Raw genomic sequence first — 19,744 nt, 5'->3', positions numbered from 1 at the left:
GTCTTGCCGCTTTCCAAGGTCACAGTGACCGGACCGTTTTGCGCGGTGACCGGTTTGCCGTCGGCACCGGTCAGGGTCGCGGTGTAAGTGATGGTGCCGTTTTCGTTCACGGTTGGTGTCGCGGTCAACGTCACCGTGGTGGTGTCGTTGACGTCGCTAACGATGGTGCTGACTGGCGCGGTGTTTGGAGCAATGGCTTCCAGATTACCGCCCGTGGCGGTACTGATGCTTTCTGTGACGGTTGTCGGGCCTTGGTAGACGTCGTTGCCGACGGCTACATCCAACACGCCCGAGCTTGCTCCGGCGGCGATGGTGATGGTTTTGCCGCTGTCGAGGGTGACGATGACCGGGCCGTTTTGCGCGGTGACGGGTTTGCCATCGGCACCGGTCAAGGTGGCGGTGTAGGTGATGGTGCCGTTTTCATTCACGGTCGGTGTGGCGGTCAACGTCACGGTAGTGGCGTCTATCGAATCGGTAATCGTGGTGACCGCAGGCGCAGTGCTCGGTACCAGGTTCTCGAAGTTGCCACCGGTCGCACCGGTAATGGTGGTGCTGACAGTGCTGCCGTTGTTGTAGACGTCGTTGGCCGGGGTCTCCACGGCAACGGTGCCAGTGGTAGCACCGGCTGCGATGTTGATCACCGCGCCGTTGCTCAAGGTCACGGTCACCGGAGTCTGGGCCGGGTTGGTCAACGTCGCGGTGTAAACAATCGAACCGCCTTCGGTGATGGTGTTGCTGGCCGTCAAGGTCAGGCCGGTGGTATCCGCCGAGTCGGCAACCGTGGTGACCGCAGGCGCAGTGCTCGGTACCAGGTTCTCGAAGTTGCCACCGGTTGCGCCGGTGATGGTGGTGCTGACAGTGTTGCCGTTGTTGTAGACGTCGTTGGCCGGGGTCTCTACGGCAACGGTGCCAGTGGTAGCACCGGCTGCGATGTTGATCACCGCGCCGTTGCTCAAGGTCACAGTCACCGGCGTTTGAGCCGGGTTAGTTAACGTCGCGGTGTAAACAATCGAACCGCCTTCGGTGATGGTGTTGCTGGCGGACAGGGTCAGGCCAGTGGTATCCGCCGAGTCGGCAATCGTGGTGACCGCAGGCGCAGTGCTCGGTACCAGGTTCTCGAAGTTGCCACCGGTCGCACCGGTAATCGTGGTGCTGACAGTGCTGCCGTTGTTGTAGACGTCGTTGGCTGGCGTCTCGACGTTGACGGTGCCGGTAGTCTGGCCCGCAGCGATGGTGATGATCGAGCCGTTGCTCAAGGTCACGGTCACTGGGGTTTGAGCGGCATTGGTCAGGGTCGCGGTGTAGGTGATCGAACCGCCTTCGGTGATGGTGTTGCTGGCCGTCAAGGTCAGGCCAGTGGTATCCGCCGAATCGGTGATCGTGGTGACCGCAGGCGCAGTGCTCGGCACCAGGTTCTCGAAGTTGCCACCGGTCGCACCGGTAATCGTGGTGCTGACAGTGCTGCCGTTGTTGTAGACGTCATTGGCCGGTGTATCGACGTTGACGGTACCTGTGGTCTGGCCCGCAGCGATGGTGATGACCGAGCCGTTGCTCAAGGTCACGGTCACTGGGGTCTGGGCCGGGTTGGTCAGGGTGGCGGTGTAGGTAATCTGGCCGCCTTCGGTGACCGTATTGCCAGCGCTCAGGGTGACGGTGGTGGTGTCGACGGTGTCGGTGATCTGGGTCACGGCCGGCGTGGTGGGCACGGTCACGGCGATGCCGGTGCCGCCGGTGGTGCCAGTGACGGTCACGCTGATTTGGGTGGCGTCGTTATAGACGGTGTCGTTCGGCGCCAGCGGTACGTTGACGCTGCCGGTCGTTTGTCCGGCAGCAATGACGATCACCGAGCCGTTGGACAGGGTCACTGTCAGGTCGGTCTGAGGCGCCTGGGTGACTGTCGCGGTGTACACCAGCACGCCGCCGGCTTCGGTCAGGGTCGGTGTGGCGCTCAGGGTCATCGTCGCGTTGAGCACGGCGTTGGTGGTCGTATCCGTGGTATCGCCACCCAGGATGTTGTTATCGGTGGCGGCAGCCGCAGCGAGGCCTTCCGTTGGGAAACCGACGGTAGGGTCGACGCTGCCGGCGGTGGCATCCAGCACCACAAAGCTGTGGCCGCCACCGGCGGCACCACCCGTACCCGCGGCAGTGGCACCGGCGGCGGTGGCCTCCAGGGCCGTCGTCGGGTCGACGCCCGCGGCGATGGCTTGTTGCAGCTCTTCTACCGATGGCGCGGCCTGGGCAGTGGCTTGGGCCAGGTCGGTGGACGAGTCCGGGGCACTGGCGCTCCACTGGGTGTCGCGACCCAGGTCCAGGGTGCGGCCATCGGCCAGTTCCAATGTGACGGCGCCGGCAGGGCCGGTGTCCAACTGGTCGCCTACGTTCAGGCGATCACCTTCAATGAGTACGCGACGGATGCCCTCTGGGGATACGACGAAAACCTGACCAACAATGCTTTTGACAACGGCAATAACACTGCTCATTGAAGACTTCTCCGGGTGCCACGCTCAGTAGACTTCCATGGACCCGGCAGCCTGTAGGCAGCAGCGGTCTGGACGTTCATGTTCACAAAGTAAGGTTATTTGACGCTTTTTTTTGTCAATATTTTGGCTGTGCTTTTTTCGATTATTTAGTTTGTGCCAAACTATTGACCTTCTGTCGGCCATCCTAAACAATCGCTTCAGTAATGTCACATTGATATTTAAGCGGCGACCTGTCCTTTCGGTGCTTGATCCAGTTCTTGTTTCGAACTTTCCGACATACGGTCATTCCGGTTGCCATCATCCGATGCAGCGCCAAGTTTCGCTGTGATTCAAGACAAGAGTTTCAGGAAAAAACCACCATGCGTCCGCACTTGTTCATGGCTTTACCCTTCGCCCTCGCCGCCAGCTTCGTACAAGCACAAACCTTGCCGCAGGCCATGCAGCAGGCGCTGGATGTCCATCCTGAAATCCAGGCCGGGGTGAACAGTCGTCTCGCGGCGGATTACCAACTCAAGGCGGCCAAGGGCGGCTATCTGCCTAGGGTGGACCTTGCAGCCGGGTATGGCCGTGAAGGCACCGACAGCGTCACCACCCGGTCGGGCGGTAATAACCATTGGGAAACCCTGAACCGCAGTGAATCGAGCCTGCGCCTGTCACAAATGGTTTTTGACGGTTTTGCGACGTCCAGCGAAGTGGGGCGTCAACAAGCCACCGTCAATGCCCGTGCCTACTCGTTGCTGGACGCTTCCGAGCGCACCGGTTTGACGGTGGCCCAGGTCTACCTGGATGTGCTGACCCGTCGTGAATTCGTGCGCCTGGCCGAGGAAAACCTCAAGAGTCACGAACGCATCTTCGACCAGATCAAGCTGCGCACCTCCCGTGGTGTGGGCAGCGGCGCCGACCTGGACCAGGCCGAAGCGCGCATGGCCCAGGCCCGCAACAACCTGATCACCGAGCAAACCAATCTGGCTGATGCCGAGACCAACTACCTCAGCGCCGTGGGCCAACTGCCCGATCAACTGGAGCGTCCCGCCGATTTTATGGCGCTGTTGCCGGCCAACCTGACCGAAGCCCGCGCCCAGATGCTGGAAAACAGCCCGGTGCTGCGTTCGGCCGAAGCCGACATCGCCGCCGCCGAGCAACAGTACGAAGCCGCCAAATCGAGCTTCTACCCACGCTTCGACGCTGAGCTGGGTCGCACGGCCGACAACGACCTGGACGGTCAGAACGGCCACAACAACGAGTGGCAGGCCATGCTGCGCATGCGTTTCAACCTGTATGCCGGTGGCAGCAACAAGGCCGACCTGGAATCCAAGTCGTACCTGTCCAACCAGGCCCTGGACATCCGCAACAACGCGCTGCGCCAGTTGAACGAAGAGCTGGGCCTGGCCTGGAACGCCTTGAACAATGCTAACGCCCAGGTGCCGGTCGCCCAGCAATACGTGGATCGCAGCGCCAATGTGCGTACCGCCTACCAGAAGCAGTTCAGCCTCGGCGAGCGGACCCTGCTCGACTTGCTCGACAGCGAAAACGAGCTGTTCAGCGCTTCCCGTCGCCTGGCGGAAATCAAGAATGTGCAGCTGTTCACCCAGTACCGGATCAAGGCAACCATGGGCCAGCTATTGAAAAGCCAGGGGGTGGTCGCACCGTTGGCATCGGTTGTGCAGAACGACATGAAGCCCAAGGTTCAATTGCCTGGGATGAATTGAGTCCTACCACCCGTTTTAATCAGTCAGAGTGCCGAGCGTGGAATCAGAAGTCAGTCCAGTCGAACTAGTTCATGACCCGCGCACGCTGCACGACGACCCGCTGCTGGACGGTCTGCTGGCGCTCTGCATGCTGCATCAGAAGCCGGCCAGCGCAGCGATGCTCACCACTGGCCTGCCACTGCCCAAGCAACGGCTGAGCGTCGAATTATTGTCGCGCGCGGCGGCCCGTGCCGGTCTGCAAGGCCGGGTGCTGCAACGCAAGCTCGAGCAGATCCCGACCATCGCCATGCCGGCGCTGTTGCTGCTCAAAGACGGCCGCAGCGCCGTGCTGCTGGGCTGGGTCGGTGACGATCAGGCGCGGCTGCTGCTCAGCGAAAGCGATGGTGGAGAGGTCACAGTCAGCCGTGAACTGCTGGCGGACGATTACAGCGGCAAGGTGTTCTTCGCCCAACCGCAGCATAAATTTGACGTCAACCACGGCACGCTCATTCCCCGGGCGCGCTCGTGGTTTCGCGACACCCTCAAACGGTCCCGCTGGCTGTACGCCGATGCCATCGCCGCGAGCCTGCTGATCAACATCATCGCCATGGCCGCGCCACTGTTCGTGATGAACGTCTACGACCGCGTGGTGCCGAACCAGGCCGAATCGACCCTGTGGGTGCTGGCCGTCGGTATCACCGGCGCCTATGTGTTCGACCTGATCCTCAAGATGCTGCGCAGCCTGTGCCTGGACCTGGCGGGCAAGAAAACCGACCTGATCATCTCGGCGACGCTGTTCGAGCGCATCGTCGGCATGTCCATGAAGTACCGCCCGGCGCGGGTCGGCAGCTTTGCCCAGAACATCCACGAGTTCCAGAGCCTGCGGGACTTCCTCGCCTCGCTGACCCTCACCAGCCTCATCGACTTGCCGTTCACGCTACTGATCTTCATGGTCATCGCGATTATCGGCGGGCACCTGGTATGGATTCCGGTGCTGGCGTTCCCGATTGCCCTGCTGATCGGCTATGCGTTGCAGAAGCCCCTGGTGGCGACCATGGAGCGCACCATGGCCCTGGGCGCCGAGCGCCAGTCCAGCCTGATCGAGACCCTGGCCGGCCTGGACGCGGTGAAGGTCAACAACGCCGAGAGCGAGCGTCAATACCAGTGGGAACAGACCATCGGCACCCTCAGCCGCCTCGAACTGCGGGTGAAGATGCTGTCCGGGCTGGCGATGAACATCACCTTGCTGATCCAGCAATTGGCCGGGGTGATCATGATCGTCTTCGGCGTTTACCTGATCATCGCCGGCAACCTGAGCATGGGCGGGCTGGTTGCCTGCTACATGCTCAGCGGCCGCGCCCTCAGCCCACTGGCGTCGCTGTCGGGCCTGTTGACCCGCTATCAGCAGGCGCGGGTGACCATGACCTCGGTCGACCAGATGATGGAGCTGCCCCAGGAGCGCAATTTCGACGAGCGCCCCCTCAGCCGCAAGGTGTTGCAGGGCGCCATTGAATGCCGTCAGTTGAACTTCACCTACCCGAACCAGCAGAACGCCGCGCTGAAAAACATCAACCTGGTGATCAAGCCCGGCGAGAAAATCGGCATCATCGGTCGCAGCGGCTCGGGTAAAAGCTCGCTCGCCAAATTGCTGGTGGGTCTGTATCAGCCTGACGACGGTGCCTTGCTGGTGGACGGCGTGGACATCCGCCAGATCGACGTCAGCGAGCTGCGCTACAACATTGGCTACGTGCCCCAGGACATCCAGCTGCTGGCCGGCACCCTGCGGGACAACCTGACCTCCGGCGCCCGTTACGTCGAAGACGAACTGGTGCTCCAGGCCGCTGAACTGGCGGGTGTGCACGAATTCGCCCGCCTGCACCCGCAAGGCTATGAACTGCAAGTCGGCGAGCGTGGGCAGAACCTGTCCGGCGGCCAGCGCCAGAACGTCGCCCTGGCCCGCGCGCTGCTGCTCAACCCGCCCATTCTGCTGCTGGACGAGCCCACCAGCGCCATGGACAACACCGGTGAAGAGCGCTTGAAACAGCGCCTGGCCGCCGTGGTGGAAAACAAGACCGTGCTGTTGGTGACGCACCGGGCATCCTTGCTGTCGCTGGTGGATCGCCTGCTGGTGATCGACCGTGGACAGATCCTCGCCGATGGCCCGAAAGCCGCTGTCATGGAAGCGCTGAAGAAGGGGCAGATCAGTGTTGCTTAAGCCAGGTTTAAAGGGCGGGGTGGGCCGCTATTTCAAAGGTTCCGACTCGCTGCACGGCCAACCGCTGCCCGAGGTCAACAAAGCCCTGATCGAGGACGCTCCCCGGGTGGTGCGTTTGACGATCTGGGGCATCATCGGCTTCTTTGTGTTTCTGATGCTGTGGGCCAACTTCGCCGAGATCGACGAAGTGACCAAGGGCGACGGCAAGGCGATCCCATCGTCCAAGATCCAGAAAATCCAGAACCTGGAAGGCGGCATCGTCGCGGAGCTGTTCGTCAAGGAAGGGCAGATTGTTGAAGCCGGCGCGTCGTTGATTCGCCTGGACGACACACGGTTTGTCTCCAACGTCGGTGAAACCGAGGCAGATCGACTGTCCATGTTGTTGCGGGTCGAGCGCCTGAGCGCCGAGGTCGATGACCGGCCGCTGAACTTTCCGGCCGATGTGCTCAAGGCGGTGCCGGGCCAGGCGGCCAGCGAAGAGTCGCTGTACATCAGTCGCCGTCAGCAACTGCACGATGAAATCGGCGGCTTGCAGGAGCAATTGATCCAGCGCCAGCAGGAATTGCGCGAGTTCGTGTCCAAGCAGGCGCAGTACCGCTCCGGCCTGGCGCTGCAACGCCAGGAAATCAACATGTCCGAGCCGCTGGTGGCCCAGGGCGCGGTGTCGCCGGTAGAAGTGCTGCGGCTCAAGCGCGCCGAAGTCGAGACCCGTGGGCAACTGGACGCCACGACGCTGGCGATCCCCCGCGCCGAATCGGCGATCAAGGAAGTGCAGCGCAAGATCGACGAGACCCGCGGCAAGTTCCGCAGCGAAGCCCTGACCCAGCTCAACGAAGCCCGCACTGACCTGAACAAGGCCCAGGCCACCGGCAAGGCCCTGGAAGACCGGGTGAGCCGGACCCTGGTGACGTCGCCGGTGCGCGGCATTGTCAATAAATTGCTGGTGAACACCATCGGCGGCGTGATCCAGCCCGGCAGCGACCTGGTGGAAATCGTGCCGTTGGACGACACCATTCTGGTGGAAGCGAAAATCCGTCCCCAGGACATCGCCTTCCTGCACCCCGGCCAGGACGCCACGGTGAAATTCACCGCGTACGACTACACCATCTACGGCGGGATGAAAGCCAAGCTGGAACAGATCGGTGCCGACACCATCACCGATGAAGACAAGAAGACTACTTACTACATCATCAAGCTGCGCACCGAACGCAGCCACCTGGGCACGCCTGAAAAACCCTTGCTGATCATCCCTGGGATGGTGGCGTCGGTGGACATCATCACCGGCAAGAAAACCGTGCTCAGCTACCTGCTCAAGCCGATCATCAAGGCCCGGTCCGAGGCGTTGCACGAGCGCTAGAAGCCCAATAACTCGGGCCGGCGCTATCTCTGTGGCGAGGGGATTTATCCCCGCTGGGCTGCGCAGCAGCCCCCGAAATAGCTGAATGTAACCAAGCCTGACACACCGAGGTGGCAGGTTTTAGGGCTGCTTCGCACCCCAGCGGGGATAAATCCCCTCGCCACAGGGAGGGCGGTGAAAACTCTAAGCCATATCATTATTCATTAACGGTATTTAAATTTAAATTCTTATACCTTTAAAGTCATACTCCTGCGTACCTGCCGACCAATCGGCGCGCCGCACGACACAAACCAACACGGTAACCCCGTGAGTTTTTGAGCGATTGCGCGCCCATTGAAGCGCGCTGTGCGTGGGAGTGATGTATGTCAGCCGTCTCTTATTCTCCGGATTCCCTTATCCCAAGCGCCGCGAACATCGCGCCGCAGACGTTCGAAATCCGTCCGTTCATCGAAGCCGTCGGCGCAGAGATCGTCGGGCTGGACCTGTCCCGGCCCATCAACGACCAGGATTTCGCCCGCATCCATCGCGCGCACCTGGATCATCACGTCGTGGTGTTCCGCGACCAGCGCATCACCCCCGGACAGCACATCGCCTTCAGCCGCCGTTTTGGCGTGCTGCAAATCCATGTGCTCAAGCAGTTCCTGCTGAGCGGGCATCCGGAAATCCTCATCGTGTCCAACATTATCGAAAACGGCCAATCCATCGGCCTGGGCGATGCAGGCAAGTTCTGGCATTCGGACCTTTCCTATAAGGAACTGCCCAGCCTCGGCTCGATGCTTCACGCCCAGGAACTGCCAAGCGAAGGCGGCGACACGCTGTTTGCCGACATGCACAAGGCCTGGGACGGTTTGCCCGAAACGCTGCGTAAAGCGGTCGAGGGCCGTTCGGCGGCGCATTCCTACACTGCGCGCTACGGCGAAACCAAATTCGAAGGCAACTGGCGCCCGACGTTGACGCCGGAGCAACTGGCCCAGGTGGCCGAAGTCGTGCACCCCATCGTCCGCACCCACCCGGAAACCGGGCGCAAGGCATTGTTCGTCAGCGAGGGGTTCACCACCCGCATCGTCGGCCTGCCGGAGGATGAAAGCAAAGCCATCCTGACGGAGCTGTATGCCCACAGCGTGTTGCCTCAAAACATCTATCGCCATCAATGGCAGCCCCATGACTTGGTGTTCTGGGACAACCGCTCGCTGATCCACCTGGCCGCCGGTTGCCCGAGCCATCTGCGCCGCAAGCTGTATCGCACCACCATCCAGGGCGACGCCCCTTTCTGATTTGGCTGCGCCTGGCGCAAAGAGCTTTGGGAGTCACCATGTCCAAACGGGGATTATTTCTTCCAGGACGCCAAACCGTTGCAGGGGGAGTTGATTGTCATGAGCGCGCTTTTGCAAGGCCACGCGGCCAGCAATCCCACCGCCACCGCCACCGCCACCGCCACGGCACTGCTGTCGGTGGACAACGTCAGCCTGGAGTACCGCACGCCACAACGGGTGGTACGGGCCACCCACCAGGTGAGTTTCGAAGTCGATCCGGCGGACCGTTTCGTTTTGCTTGGCCCGTCCGGGTGCGGCAAGTCCACCTTGCTCAAGGCCATTGGTGGCTTCATCACGCCGTGCGAAGGCGAGATTCGCTTGCAAGGCCAAACCGTCAACGCGCCGGGACCGGACCGGATCGTGGTGTTCCAGGAGTTCGACCAACTGCCACCGTGGAAAACCGTCAAGCAGAACGTGATGTTCGCGCTGCTGGCTTCCGGCACGCTCAAGCGTCGCGAGGCCGAGGAGCGGGCGCTGCATTACCTCGACAAGGTTGGCCTGGCGGCGTTTGCCGATGCCTACCCTCACACGTTGTCCGGGGGCATGAAAGCGCGCGTCGCCATTGCCCGGGCCTTGGCGATGCAGCCGAAAATCCTCTTGATGGACGAGCCCTTCGCCGCCCTCGATGCCCTGACCCGACGCAAGATGCAGGAAGAATTGCTGCTGCTCTGGGAAGAGGTGCGTTTCACGCTGCTGTTTGTCACCCACTCCATCGAAGAGGCGTTGGTGGTGGGCAATCGCATCCTGCTGCTGTCACCGCATCCCGGGCGTGTGCGGGCGGAAGTTCACAGCCATCAATACGATTTGCACAGCCTCGGTGGCGTGGGGTTCCAGCACACGGCGCGGCGGATTCATGGATTGCTGTTCAATGAAGGTCAGCCGCCTGAAACCGAGCATGAGCTGGATTTCACCGACATCCGTATCGCCTATTGACCCCCGTAGGAGCTACCGAAGGCTGCGATCTTTTGATCTTTCGTTTGTTGGCGCAAAGATCGCAGCCTCGCTTCGCTCGGCAGCTCCTACAGGTTGGTGCAAGGCATTGAGGAAGAGAGTTTTATGAGCCAGTTATCGCCTGCGCGCGAAGAATACGAAGTCGACCTGCAACCCCTGACCCATGTGCCCCTGGAGCGCGAGTTGCCCTTGGGCCAGCGCCTCTGGCAACAGGGTTGGCTGCGCAAAAGTTTGATCCTGTTATTGCTGGCGGTGCTGTGGGAGGGCGCGGCGCGTTACCAGAACAACGACCTGCTGCTGCCGAGCTTCTTGCAAACCGCCAGCGCGTTGTACGACGGTTTGCTCAGCGGCGAGCTGTTGGGCAAGGTGTGGATTTCCCTGGTGGTGCTGCTCAAGGGCTATCTACTGGGCATCATTCTGGCGTTTGGCTTGACCACCTTGGCGGTGTCGACGCAGTTGGGCCGCGACCTGCTCAGCACCTTGACGTCGATGTTCAATCCGCTGCCGGCCATCGCCCTGTTGCCGTTGGCGCTGCTGTGGTTCGGCCTGGGGCAGAACAGCCTGATTTTTGTGCTGGTGCATTCGGTGCTGTGGGCGCTGGCGTTGAACATGTATTCGGGGTTTCTCGGTGTGTCGGAAACGCTGCGCATGGCCGGGCGCAACTATGGGCTGCGGGGCCTGCGTTTTGTGCTGTTCATCCTGATCCCGGCGGCGCTGCCGTCGATTCTCGCCGGGCTGAAGATCGGCTGGGCCTTCGCCTGGCGCACCCTGATCGCCGCCGAACTGGTATTCGGCGCCACCAGCGGCAAGGGCGGCCTGGGCTGGTACATCTTCCAGAACCGCAACGAGCTGTACACCGACAAGGTGTTTGCCGGGTTGGCGGTGGTGATTTTGATTGGGTTGCTGGTGGAGAACCTGGTGTTCGACAGTTTGGAGCGGGTGACGGTGAAGCGGTGGGGGATGCAGCGCTAACCGATGGTGTGAATGCAGTCTATGGCTTTAGGTGTCTGGGCTGACGCCTTCGCGAGCAAGCCCGCTTCCACAGTTGATCGATGTTGATCTCAATATTTCGGTTCGACAAAGATCCAGTGTGGGAGCGGGCTTGCTCGCGAAAGCGGTCTTCAATCCACCACAGGAATGTCAGCCCGACGCCTGGACCTCAAGCCGATCCATCGCCCGCTCCACCAATAAATGCACCCCGTCGGCCATCCGGCTGATCGCCAGGATGACACTGCGACGACTGCCTTCAACGTCATCCGCCAGGTCGGCGGCGATGGCGCTGATGGACAGCAGGTCTTCGGAGGCATTGGCCAGCAGGGTTTCCGTATCGATGTCCGGGGCGACCATGAAGAGATGGGCGGTTTGGGTTTTGCCAGAGGCTTCATCGGTCGGTTTGGGATTGAGGTAATAGTCGAGAACGCGCTCGGCGGTTTCGTCGAGTTTTTTGGTTTTCGAGGATTTGTCAGAGCTGTTGCCAGGATCGCCTGGCGGATTTGGTGTCACATTTGAACATGTCATGTAGCTCCATCTGTAGTGTTGGAACTGACACTCTTTCGCTTGCACGCAAATGAAGTGGCAGTTGTACGCAGGTGTGCAAGACCGGGCAGACGGAACCCCGGCAGACTCTTCCTTACGGAAAAATCTCCCACGCACAACCGCCATAAAAAGCCTTGATCAAGGCTGATAGCGATGTGCGACGTCTTTTACCCGGACTAGCACGTCCGTGTCACCGTTTTTTCAGTGACAAACCCTGACTAGCGGTGAGCCCCAAGCCGGACAAGTTCACCAACATCACTACAACTTGAAGGAAATCTCCTAGGACCTGCTGCTTACTGAAATGGAACACCGAACCTGTGGCGAGGGGATTTATCCCCGTTGGGCTGCGCAGCAGCCCTGAAACCAGTCTCCTCGGTGTGTCAGGCTGTGGGTGTTCAGCCATTTGGGGCTGCTGCGCAGCCAGCGGGGATAAGTCCCCTCGCCACAATTGCGTTCGGCTTGGGTGTGGGGAACGCCTCAGGTGCTCAGGCGGTGGATTTATTTATCGTTGGCCGGCCCGCTAGCCAGATAAAGCCACCTCCTTTTCCTTTAGACTTGCGACCCTCCAGCAAGCCTTCAGGACACGGAATGCCAGTCCCTCAAAGCCCCCTTCGCAAAGCCCTGGTCGCTTGGCTTTATACTGCCGCCCTGATGCATCTGCTTGCCGGCATCACCCTGAGCTGGGCAGGCCATTCGGGTTTGCTCGATGGCTACCTGCAAAACATCGAACAGACCTTCTGGGGCGCTGCCGCAGTGCCCGTTACGGCCCGCGCACAGCAGGTCTGGTGGCTGGCCTTGTTCGGCGCGACGTTGCAAAGCTATGCGCTGTACATGCTCGCCCTCGTGCACATCGGCAATCGATTGAAGCGCGCCATGCCCTGGGGCTGGATGATCGCCGGCATTCTGCTCTGGGCGCCCCAGGATATGCTGATTTCCGCCCAGGCGCGGGTCTGGTCGCACTTGTGGCTCGACGGTCTCGCGCTGCTGCTGTTACTGCCGCCGCTGTTCTGGCTCTATCGCCACGACCGCCGCACCTCCCTGACTGACCACGCGCCGAGTGATGCAAACCATGCCTGACTTTTCCCTGCTGGACTGGGCCATCACCTTGTTGATCGCCCAGGCGATCCTGGGCGCGCTGGATACCCTGTATCACCACGAACTCACCGTCGCCTTGCCCTATCGCCACAGTGCGCGGCTGGAGCTGTCGATCCACGCCTTGCGTTCGTGCTTCTACGGGATCCTGTTCCTGGGCATTGCCCATCTGGCCTTCGAAGGCACCTGGGCGATTGTCATCGCGCTGCTGTTCGCCTTGGAGATCGGTCTGACGCTGTGGGACTTCGTGGTCGAGGACCGCAGCCGCAAACTGCCGCCCATCGAGCGGATCATGCACACGGTACTGGCGGTCAACGGCGGTGCCTTCTTCGCGCTGTACGGAGTGCAACTGGCGCAGTGGGCGAGTTTGCCCACCGGCCTGAGCGGGATCGATCTGGGTTGGCGCGGCTGGCTGCTGACCCTGTTTGCCGTTGGCGTCACGGCCTCGGGGATTCGCGACGGCTTGGCGGCCTTGCGCATGCAACGCGCGGGCAAGCCCGCCAACCCGTTTGCCGGTGGCGCCTATAAGCGCGTGCTGGTGACGGGGGGCACCGGGTTTATCGGCGAGACGCTGGTCAATCAATTGCTCGACGCCGGGCATACGGTCAGCGTGTTGGCCCGCGACCCCTTGAGAGCGGCCTATCTGTTCGACGGCCGCGCCCGGTGCCTGCGTGCGTTGGGCAAACTGGGCCATGGCGAAACCTTCGACGTTGTGATCAACCTGGCGGGCGCGCCGGTGGCTGGGCCGCGCTGGAGCCCCAAACGCCAGGCGCAACTCATCGCCAGCCGGGTCAATACCACCGAAGCCTTGATGACGTGGCTGAAGAACGCCCGACACAAACCGGCCTTGTGGATACAGGCCTCGGCCGTCGGTTTTTATGGCGTGCGCGACGCCAGCGAAAGCCTCGATGAAAGCGCCACCCGGGGCGAGGGCTTCATGGCTGAACTCTGTGTGCGTTGGGAGGCTTCAGCGCTGCCCGCCACCGAACTGGGCGTGCGCCAGGTGGTGATGCGCCTGGGCGTGGTGTTCGGCCCCGGCGGAGCGCTGTTGCCGTTGCTGATTCCGTTTCGCCTGGGGTTCGGCGGGCGGATGGGCGATGGTCGGCAAATCATGAGTTGGGTGCACCGCGACGATGTCATCCAAGTGATCGCCCGTGCGTTCGATGACGAAAGCCTGAGCGGCACCTACAACCTGGTGGCGCCGGAAACCGTCAGTCAGGCGCTGTTCGCCGAGCGCGTCGGCAAGGTGCTCAAGCGTCCGGTGTGGTTCCACATCCCCGCCGCGCCGGTGCGTGCCCTGGCTGGCGAGATGGCCCAGTTGTTTTTCGACGGCCAGCGCGTGGTGCCCAATCGCCTCGTCGAGGCCGGTTATACGTTCCGTTACCCGACCCTCGACGCTGCCCTGCGCGACCTGGCCTGAGGACCGTCCATGAGCAAGCCCCGGATGTACCTGCTGGCCGGCAACGGTAGCGCCGCCGATTGGTGGGACGACGCGTTGCCGCATTTCCAACACCACGACGTGGTGCCGCTGGAATTGCCCGGTTTCGGCAACAGCTCCCAAGCCCCCTGTGAAGACCTGGCGGCCTACGCCCAGGCGTTGCTGGCGGCGACGGTCAAGGGCAGCGCGATCATGGCGGTGGGGGTGAGTGCGTTGCTGGTGCTGCATGCGCTGCAACGCCAGCCGGGACACTTCTGCCGCAGCGTGTTGCTGGCGCCGGTGGGCGCGTTTTTGTGGCAGCGACGATTGCCGGCGTTGATGTCGCCGCTGCCGCTTCGCAAGACCATTCACTGGCTGCTCTCGAATAAGCCGACGCTGTTCGCCCACAAATTCTCCCGCCAGACCTGGACGCCCGCGCAATACCAACGCATGGGGGCCGGGTATGCCCGCTGCCGCGCCTTTGTGCCGCTCTGGGATCAACTGCGTGCGGACACCGCGTTGCCACTGCTGGAATGGATCACCGATCCGGTCGAACTGGTGTGGGGCGATCAGGACAAGGTGCTGGGCGTCGCCCAAGCGGCGGCCTGGTCCGCCATTCTGGCCCGTGCCGATCTGACCATAAGCCTGAAACCTGGCTGGGGTCACTACCCATGGATCGATGCGCCGGCCGAGTTCGCCGCATGGCTGGAGTCGGGCGAGCGTGGGTTCGTCGCGCACACCAAGGGTGGCCGCTTGCGCCTGGCGGAACTGGCCGGGCAAGCGGTGCCTGCGGCGCTGTCGCTCAACGACTGTCATGATCCGCGCTTGCCGAACTTTCTGAAGAGCCAGGCGGACGCTATCTGGGCCGTGCGCTCTTCCAGTTACGGGGAGGATCAGGCCGATGCGGCGAATGCCGGCCTGAGCACCACGTTCCTGCGTGAACCGACGCACAACGTGCCAGTGCGCATTGCCGAGTTGACGGCGGCGGGTGTCGAGGAAGTGGTGGTCCAGCGTTTCATCACGCCGCGGTTGTCGGGGATCGCCTTCGTGCGCCACCTATCCGTCGAGCTGGAGTGGGTCGAAGGTCACCTGGAGTCGTTGGCCGATGGTCAGCTGAGCCCCGAACGCGCGATCATTTCCCGCCTCGGCGAGTCATGGAACAGCGGCACATTCAAGCCAGTCCATGGCCTGACCGAAGACGTGCTGTGGCGTTTCCTGCAAGGCGTGCTGCGGGTCTTCCACTATGTGCCCGGCGACGTTGAATGGGCCTGGGACGGCACCCAGCTGTGGCTGCTGCAATACCGGCCGATCAGCGACTACGGCTGGCGCCGCCACCTGACCGCCGCCAACATCGCCGAGATCCTGCCGCCGCAACCCAGCGCCTTGGTGGAGTACGCCCAGCGCCGCGCGGCGGCGAGCATCCCGGCGATCATGGCGCGTTGGGACTCGCGGGTGTTGCAGGACAACGAGCCGTTCACGGCGGTGTTTGGCGGTGCTTCGTATATCAACAACGATTTGTTTCTCGCCCGGCTGGCCGACTGGGGCATCAGCGCCAGCAGCTACGCCGGCGAGGTCGGCGGCGCGACACCGCATTTGCCCTGGCGACCGCTGCGCCTGATGCGTTCGCTTCCATTATTCCTGCGCATGCAACGCATCGCTCGTGGGCATCTGCTCACGCTCGAACACGGTTTGCGGCGCTTCGACCGGGAGCTGCTCGAACTGACCGCACAAGGCGCCGACGGCCAGCAATTGGCCGACTGGTTCACCCGCTTCTACGTGTTCGTGGTGCAGGGCAACCTGTGCATCGCCAGTGCGTTGGCCAGCAGTGGCGGCGACTGGCTGGGGCGACCGCCGACCGCCTATGACGACCTTGAACACAGCCCCCATCGCCTGCCCTGGGAAACCGATCCGGCGACGCCACGCCCGGCGCCGACCGAGTTGCCCTTGCAGGCCTTCCCGCAATGGCCCCTGGCGATTCGCCTGGCCCATGGGGCCGGCCTGCCGGGTCTGCGCGGTTATTACCTGCAAGTGCGCGAATGGTATCGCGACAACCTGATGCGGATGTTTTTTCGCCTGCACCACGCCATGCCGCAGGCGGACCGAGCGCATTGGTTCGCGCCGCACCCGGACATCCGCACCCGCGATGGCAGCTTCTGGCAGGACGGTCGTGAAGGCACCGAGCAGGCCGGCGGCTTCATGATTTATCCGGGGCAGGCCCGGGGGATTCTGGGCGAGGACATTCTGCTTGAAGACACGTTGGACCCTGGTCGCCATGCACACTATCAAAGCGCCCGGGCCGTGATTGCGCGAATGGGTGGGCGTTTGTCCCACGGTTCGACGTTGCTGCGTGAGTTGCGAAAACCCTCGGCGGTGCTGCCGCAGGTGGATGTGACGTGGCTGGGGCGTGAGGTGTTGTATCGGGATGGTGAGTTGACGTTGGTTGCTAGCAATAGTCCGGCTTGATGGCGGGGGCTTTGTGCGTGGGCACTCGGTTGGGGAACTGGTGCGATTGGAGTTCGTCGCAAGTGACAACGCGGCGTATCCAGTGGGCGTGCTGCTTTAACGAACCTGGAGACGGACGATTCAGCTCAGCTCGATGAGGAAGAATAACGCCAACGGTTGTTTCGGGAAAATCCTCCCGCAACGCTCTCAAAGCGGGAGTCATATCGGTGTCGCTGGATACAAGTACCAATTGCTCCACCCGTTCATGATTCTTCAGCGTCGTTTGCTTTGCAGCGGCTCGGTACATGCTGATTGCTATGTGAACGTCCGTTTCTTTTTCCTCCAGCTTCCAGATGTCGACTTTGTCCTCTCGAGAGGCTTTTGTCTTTCTGTCAACGAAACGAGGGGCTTTGGCAGGTTCAAGTTGATGATGACCATAATGGACACGGATATGGGTGGTCTTCAGGGCGCGAATATAAGAATCCTGCGCTTCTTTTGATACTCGACCACGGGTGGCCAGTGACGGTTTGACCGAGGAGGTGAAGTAATCAACTGAGGCAGTTGTGCTGTGCGGGTTTTCGATATGCGCGATGTGTGACAACAGGCTTCGCAAATCCAGCCATTTGTAAGGTGTGTCTGCGAGCAGTCCATAGAACAGGTTATAGCCGTCAACAAAAAATGCGGTGCGCACAAACTTGATCCCCAGAAACGAAAAAACCGGCCTAAGCCGGTTTTTTCACCCCAACAGCCAGAGAACTGAATCTCTGCGTACGGGGTTGAGTAGGGCCATCCTAAGTTGAGCGTGTCATAACGTCAACCGTTGGCTGGATTCTATCTCGTCACCGGCGCAACAGTGTTGAGCGTATGCATGGTGGAAGGTCAAATCCATTCTTTGCTTGATCTGTCAGCGTTTGTTACGAAATAGAGCCTCTCTTAGAGCAACGGTAGAAATCCATCACCGAAAACCATTTTCCAACGAATGGAAATTCTCAATCCTTTGTAGGATTTGATGTCCGTACATATCAGGAAAAAACTGAGCTTTTTTTTGTCCCCTCTTCAACCTTTTTGAAACAAGAGTTTTCTCACTCCTGACGGCTACTCCCTTGACGCCCCCCACCGCTGTCGTAGACTCCGCCCATCCGTCAGGGAGTAACGGCATGGGACGTTTGAGTAGTTGGGTTATGGGATTGGCCTTTGTAACGTGCGGCGTGCAGGCGCAAACGCCTGTCGCGGACGATCCTCTGCTGGAAAGCGGCGTCACGGCCAGTGCGCCGAGTGGTAACGAGGCACGTGGGGTGCTTCGGGCGCGAGACCAGGCAGTGCTGGCCAGCGAGTTGGCCGGGCGCATCGTCGAGTTGCCGTTCAGCGAGGGCGAGTCGTTCAAGAAGGGCGATACCCTGGCGCGGTTCGATTGCTCGGCCTATCAGGCCCAGCTCAACGCGGCCCAGGCGGCAAGCCGGGGGGCCAGTGAAGAGCTGGCGCATAACCGGCAACTGGCGGCCCTGAAGTCGGTCGGACGTTTTGAAGTGTCACGGGCCGAAGCCCGGCTCAATGAAACCCAGGCTCAATCCCAGGTGTATCAGGTTCAGGTCAAGCGTTGCAGCGTCGTTGCACCCTTCGACGGGCAAGTGGTGGCGCGCAAGGTCCAGCGCTATGAAAGCGTGGCGGCCGGCGCGCCGTTGCTCGATGTGGTCGACAACCGCACCCTGGAGATCCATCTGCTGGTGCCTTCACGCTGGATGGACCGGCTCAAGCCTGGCCAGCCCTTTACCTTCGTCCCCGATGAAACCGGCAAGCCGTTGCAGGCGACGGTCAAGCGCCTCGGCGCGCGCATCGACGAGGGCAGCCAGACCCTGTTGCTGGTGGCGAGTGTGCCGGATGCCAGCGGCCTGCTGTCCGGCATGAGTGGTACCGCGCGTTTCGCGGAGTCGAATTGAACGCGCCGATCACCGGCAACGCCGAGCAGGTGTTTGCCCGCTTCCTTGACCTTGAACGCCAGACCCGGGCCGCGCGAACGCCGGCACAATTGAGCTACAGCCTGGTCAACGACGGCCAGGCCCTGTTCGGCTTTCGTCATGCCGCGTTGTTGATCGCCGGCAAGGTCCAGGCGGTGACCGGCGTCAGTACCGTGGAGCCGAATGCGCCATTCGTGGCGTTCGTCGAGCAGGCGGTGGCGCAGCTGTTCAAACAGGGCCTGTTGAATCAGGCTCGGGTGATCGCCGCCGATGGGGTGAGTGAATCCATCCGGGCGGACTGGCAAAGCCTGTCCGCCGGGCAAGTGTTCTGGCTGCCGTTGATCGATCATCAGGGCCAGGTATTCGGCGGTTTGTGGCTGGCCCGGGACTTGCCCTGGACCCCTCCCGAACAAGTGCTGCTGTCGCAACTGGGGGACACCTACAGCCATGCGTGGCTGGCGCTGCAACCGCGCAAGCCGTGGCGCCTGCGTTGGACGCGCAAGCGCCAGGTCGCCCTGGTGGCGGTGTTGCTGCTGGGCTTGCTGATCCCGGTGCGCCAGTCCGTGTTGGCCCCGGCCGAAGTGGTACCGCTGGGTGGGCAGGTGGTGGCGGCGCCGTTGGATGGGGTGATTGCCGAGTTCCTGGTCAAGCCCAACCAGACCGTCAAGAACGGCGACCTGCTGCTGCGTTTCGAAAGCACCAGCCTCAAGGCCCAGGCCGATGTGGCCGAGCGTGCGTTGGGCGTGGCCGAGGCCGAACTCAAGGCCAATTCCCAGCGCTCGTTTGCCGACGCTGAATCCAGTTCGAAGATTGACTTGCTGGCCGCCCGCGTCGAACAGAAACGCGCCGAGCGCAACTACGCGCTTGAATTGCTCAAGCGCAGCGAAGTACGCGCCGAGCGCGACGGCATCGCGGTGTTTGCCGACGCCGAGCGCTGGCTCGGCAAGCCCGTGCAGACCGGCGAGCGACTGATGGAAATCGCCGACCCGAACCAGGCCGAGTTGCGTATTGAATTGGCGGTGGGCGACGCGATCGCCCTGGAGCCCGGTGCGCAAGTGGCGTTGTTTCTCGACAGCGACCCGTTGCAGCGGCACCTGGCCTGGCTCGAGCGCTCGGCCTATGAAGCGCAGCCTACCGCCGCCGGGCAGTTGGCGTACCGGTTGGACGCGCGTTTCGATGCCACGGCGCCTCGCATCGGCCTGCGGGGCACGGCGAAGGTCTTTGGCGACCGCGCGCCGCTGGCGTTGTACCTGTTGCGTCGGCCACTGGCCGGCCTGCGCCAGAGCGTAGGCCTGTAG

Annotated in this window: 14 protein-coding genes; 11 read left to right on the top strand and 3 right to left on the bottom strand. The window is 61.9% G+C overall.

Annotated features, from left to right (window positions below; all coding sequences use genetic code 11):
- A partial coding sequence (locus BLP82_RS15360) for a retention module-containing protein (protein ID WP_139197861.1) occupies positions 1-2,480 on the bottom strand: 2,480 nt, incomplete at its 3' end.
- A gap of 359 nt (positions 2,481-2,839) precedes the next feature.
- On the opposite strand from BLP82_RS15360, the gene BLP82_RS15355 reads away from it, so the two are divergent.
- The 6 genes from BLP82_RS15355 (at position 2,840) to BLP82_RS15330 (ending at position 10,976) form a co-directional block, all read left to right on the top strand.
- Positions 2,840-4,189 carry a TolC family outer membrane protein gene (locus tag BLP82_RS15355; protein WP_092169403.1) on the top strand — a complete coding sequence of 450 codons (1,350 nt, stop codon included), beginning with the start codon at positions 2,840-2,842 and terminating at the stop codon, positions 4,187-4,189.
- Positions 4,190-4,226: 37 nt separating this feature from the next.
- A complete protein-coding gene (locus BLP82_RS15350) occupies positions 4,227-6,383 on the top strand; it encodes a type I secretion system permease/ATPase (protein WP_092169421.1) in 2,157 nt (718 codons plus the stop codon).
- Entirely contained in the window at positions 6,373-7,740 is a 1,368-nt protein-coding gene (locus BLP82_RS15345; protein WP_092169400.1) for an HlyD family type I secretion periplasmic adaptor subunit, read from the top strand. Before BLP82_RS15350 ends, BLP82_RS15345 begins: the two co-directional genes overlap by 11 nt.
- Before the next feature lie 362 nt (positions 7,741-8,102).
- Positions 8,103-9,014 carry a TauD/TfdA dioxygenase family protein gene (locus tag BLP82_RS15340; RefSeq protein WP_092169397.1) on the top strand — a complete coding sequence of 304 codons (912 nt, stop codon included), beginning with the start codon at positions 8,103-8,105 and terminating at the stop codon, positions 9,012-9,014.
- A gap of 99 nt (positions 9,015-9,113) precedes the next feature.
- Entirely contained in the window at positions 9,114-9,986 is an 873-nt protein-coding gene (locus BLP82_RS15335; RefSeq protein ID WP_092169394.1) for an ABC transporter ATP-binding protein, read from the top strand.
- A gap of 123 nt (positions 9,987-10,109) precedes the next feature.
- Positions 10,110-10,976 carry an ABC transporter permease gene (locus BLP82_RS15330; RefSeq protein ID WP_092169391.1) on the top strand — a complete coding sequence of 289 codons (867 nt, stop codon included), beginning with the start codon at positions 10,110-10,112 and terminating at the stop codon, positions 10,974-10,976.
- Positions 10,977-11,144: 168 nt separating this feature from the next.
- Here the strand turns inward: BLP82_RS15330 and BLP82_RS15325 are convergent, their stop codons facing one another.
- The gene (locus BLP82_RS15325; protein ID WP_092169388.1) at positions 11,145-11,522 is read right to left on the bottom strand and encodes a DUF6124 family protein; all 378 of its coding nucleotides are present in this window, start codon (positions 11,520-11,522) and stop codon (positions 11,145-11,147) included.
- A 606-nt stretch (positions 11,523-12,128) separates the two neighbouring features.
- Here BLP82_RS15325 and BLP82_RS15320 point away from each other — a divergent pair.
- Genes BLP82_RS15320 through BLP82_RS15310 form a run of 3 tightly spaced genes read left to right on the top strand, consistent with a single transcriptional unit; the run spans position 12,129 to position 16,512 of the window.
- Positions 12,129-12,617, top strand: coding sequence for a cell division protein (locus BLP82_RS15320; RefSeq protein WP_170842318.1), 489 nt, complete (start codon positions 12,129-12,131; stop codon positions 12,615-12,617).
- The gene (locus BLP82_RS15315) at positions 12,610-14,052 is read left to right on the top strand and encodes a TIGR01777 family oxidoreductase (RefSeq protein ID WP_092169385.1); all 1,443 of its coding nucleotides are present in this window, start codon (positions 12,610-12,612) and stop codon (positions 14,050-14,052) included. Before BLP82_RS15320 ends, BLP82_RS15315 begins: the two co-directional genes overlap by 8 nt.
- A gap of 9 nt (positions 14,053-14,061) precedes the next feature.
- On the top strand, positions 14,062-16,512 hold the full coding sequence (locus BLP82_RS15310) for an alpha/beta hydrolase (protein ID WP_092169382.1): 2,451 nt from the start codon (positions 14,062-14,064) through the stop codon (positions 16,510-16,512).
- On the opposite strand, the gene BLP82_RS15305 is transcribed toward BLP82_RS15310, so the two are convergent.
- A complete protein-coding gene (locus tag BLP82_RS15305; RefSeq protein WP_092169379.1) occupies positions 16,493-17,182 on the bottom strand; it encodes an NYN domain-containing protein in 690 nt (229 codons plus the stop codon). The two genes, BLP82_RS15310 and BLP82_RS15305, sit on opposite strands and share 20 nt — an antisense overlap.
- Before the next feature lie 466 nt (positions 17,183-17,648).
- Between BLP82_RS15305 and BLP82_RS15300 the strand changes: the two genes are divergently transcribed.
- Together BLP82_RS15300 and BLP82_RS15295 are read left to right on the top strand one after the other, a co-directional pair.
- Positions 17,649-18,428, top strand: coding sequence for an efflux RND transporter periplasmic adaptor subunit (locus BLP82_RS15300; protein ID WP_092169376.1), 780 nt, complete (start codon positions 17,649-17,651; stop codon positions 18,426-18,428).
- Positions 18,425-19,744 carry an efflux RND transporter periplasmic adaptor subunit gene (locus BLP82_RS15295; RefSeq protein WP_092169373.1) on the top strand — a complete coding sequence of 440 codons (1,320 nt, stop codon included), beginning with the start codon at positions 18,425-18,427 and terminating at the stop codon, positions 19,742-19,744. Before BLP82_RS15300 ends, BLP82_RS15295 begins: the two co-directional genes overlap by 4 nt.

It is taken from the genome of Pseudomonas sp. NFACC37-1, from assembly GCF_900101575.1.
GTDB lineage: Bacteria > Pseudomonadota > Gammaproteobacteria > Pseudomonadales > Pseudomonadaceae > Aquipseudomonas > Aquipseudomonas fluorescens_AA.
Note: the sequence above shows the minus strand (reverse complement) of the source record. Positions and strands in the feature narration are given on the sequence as shown.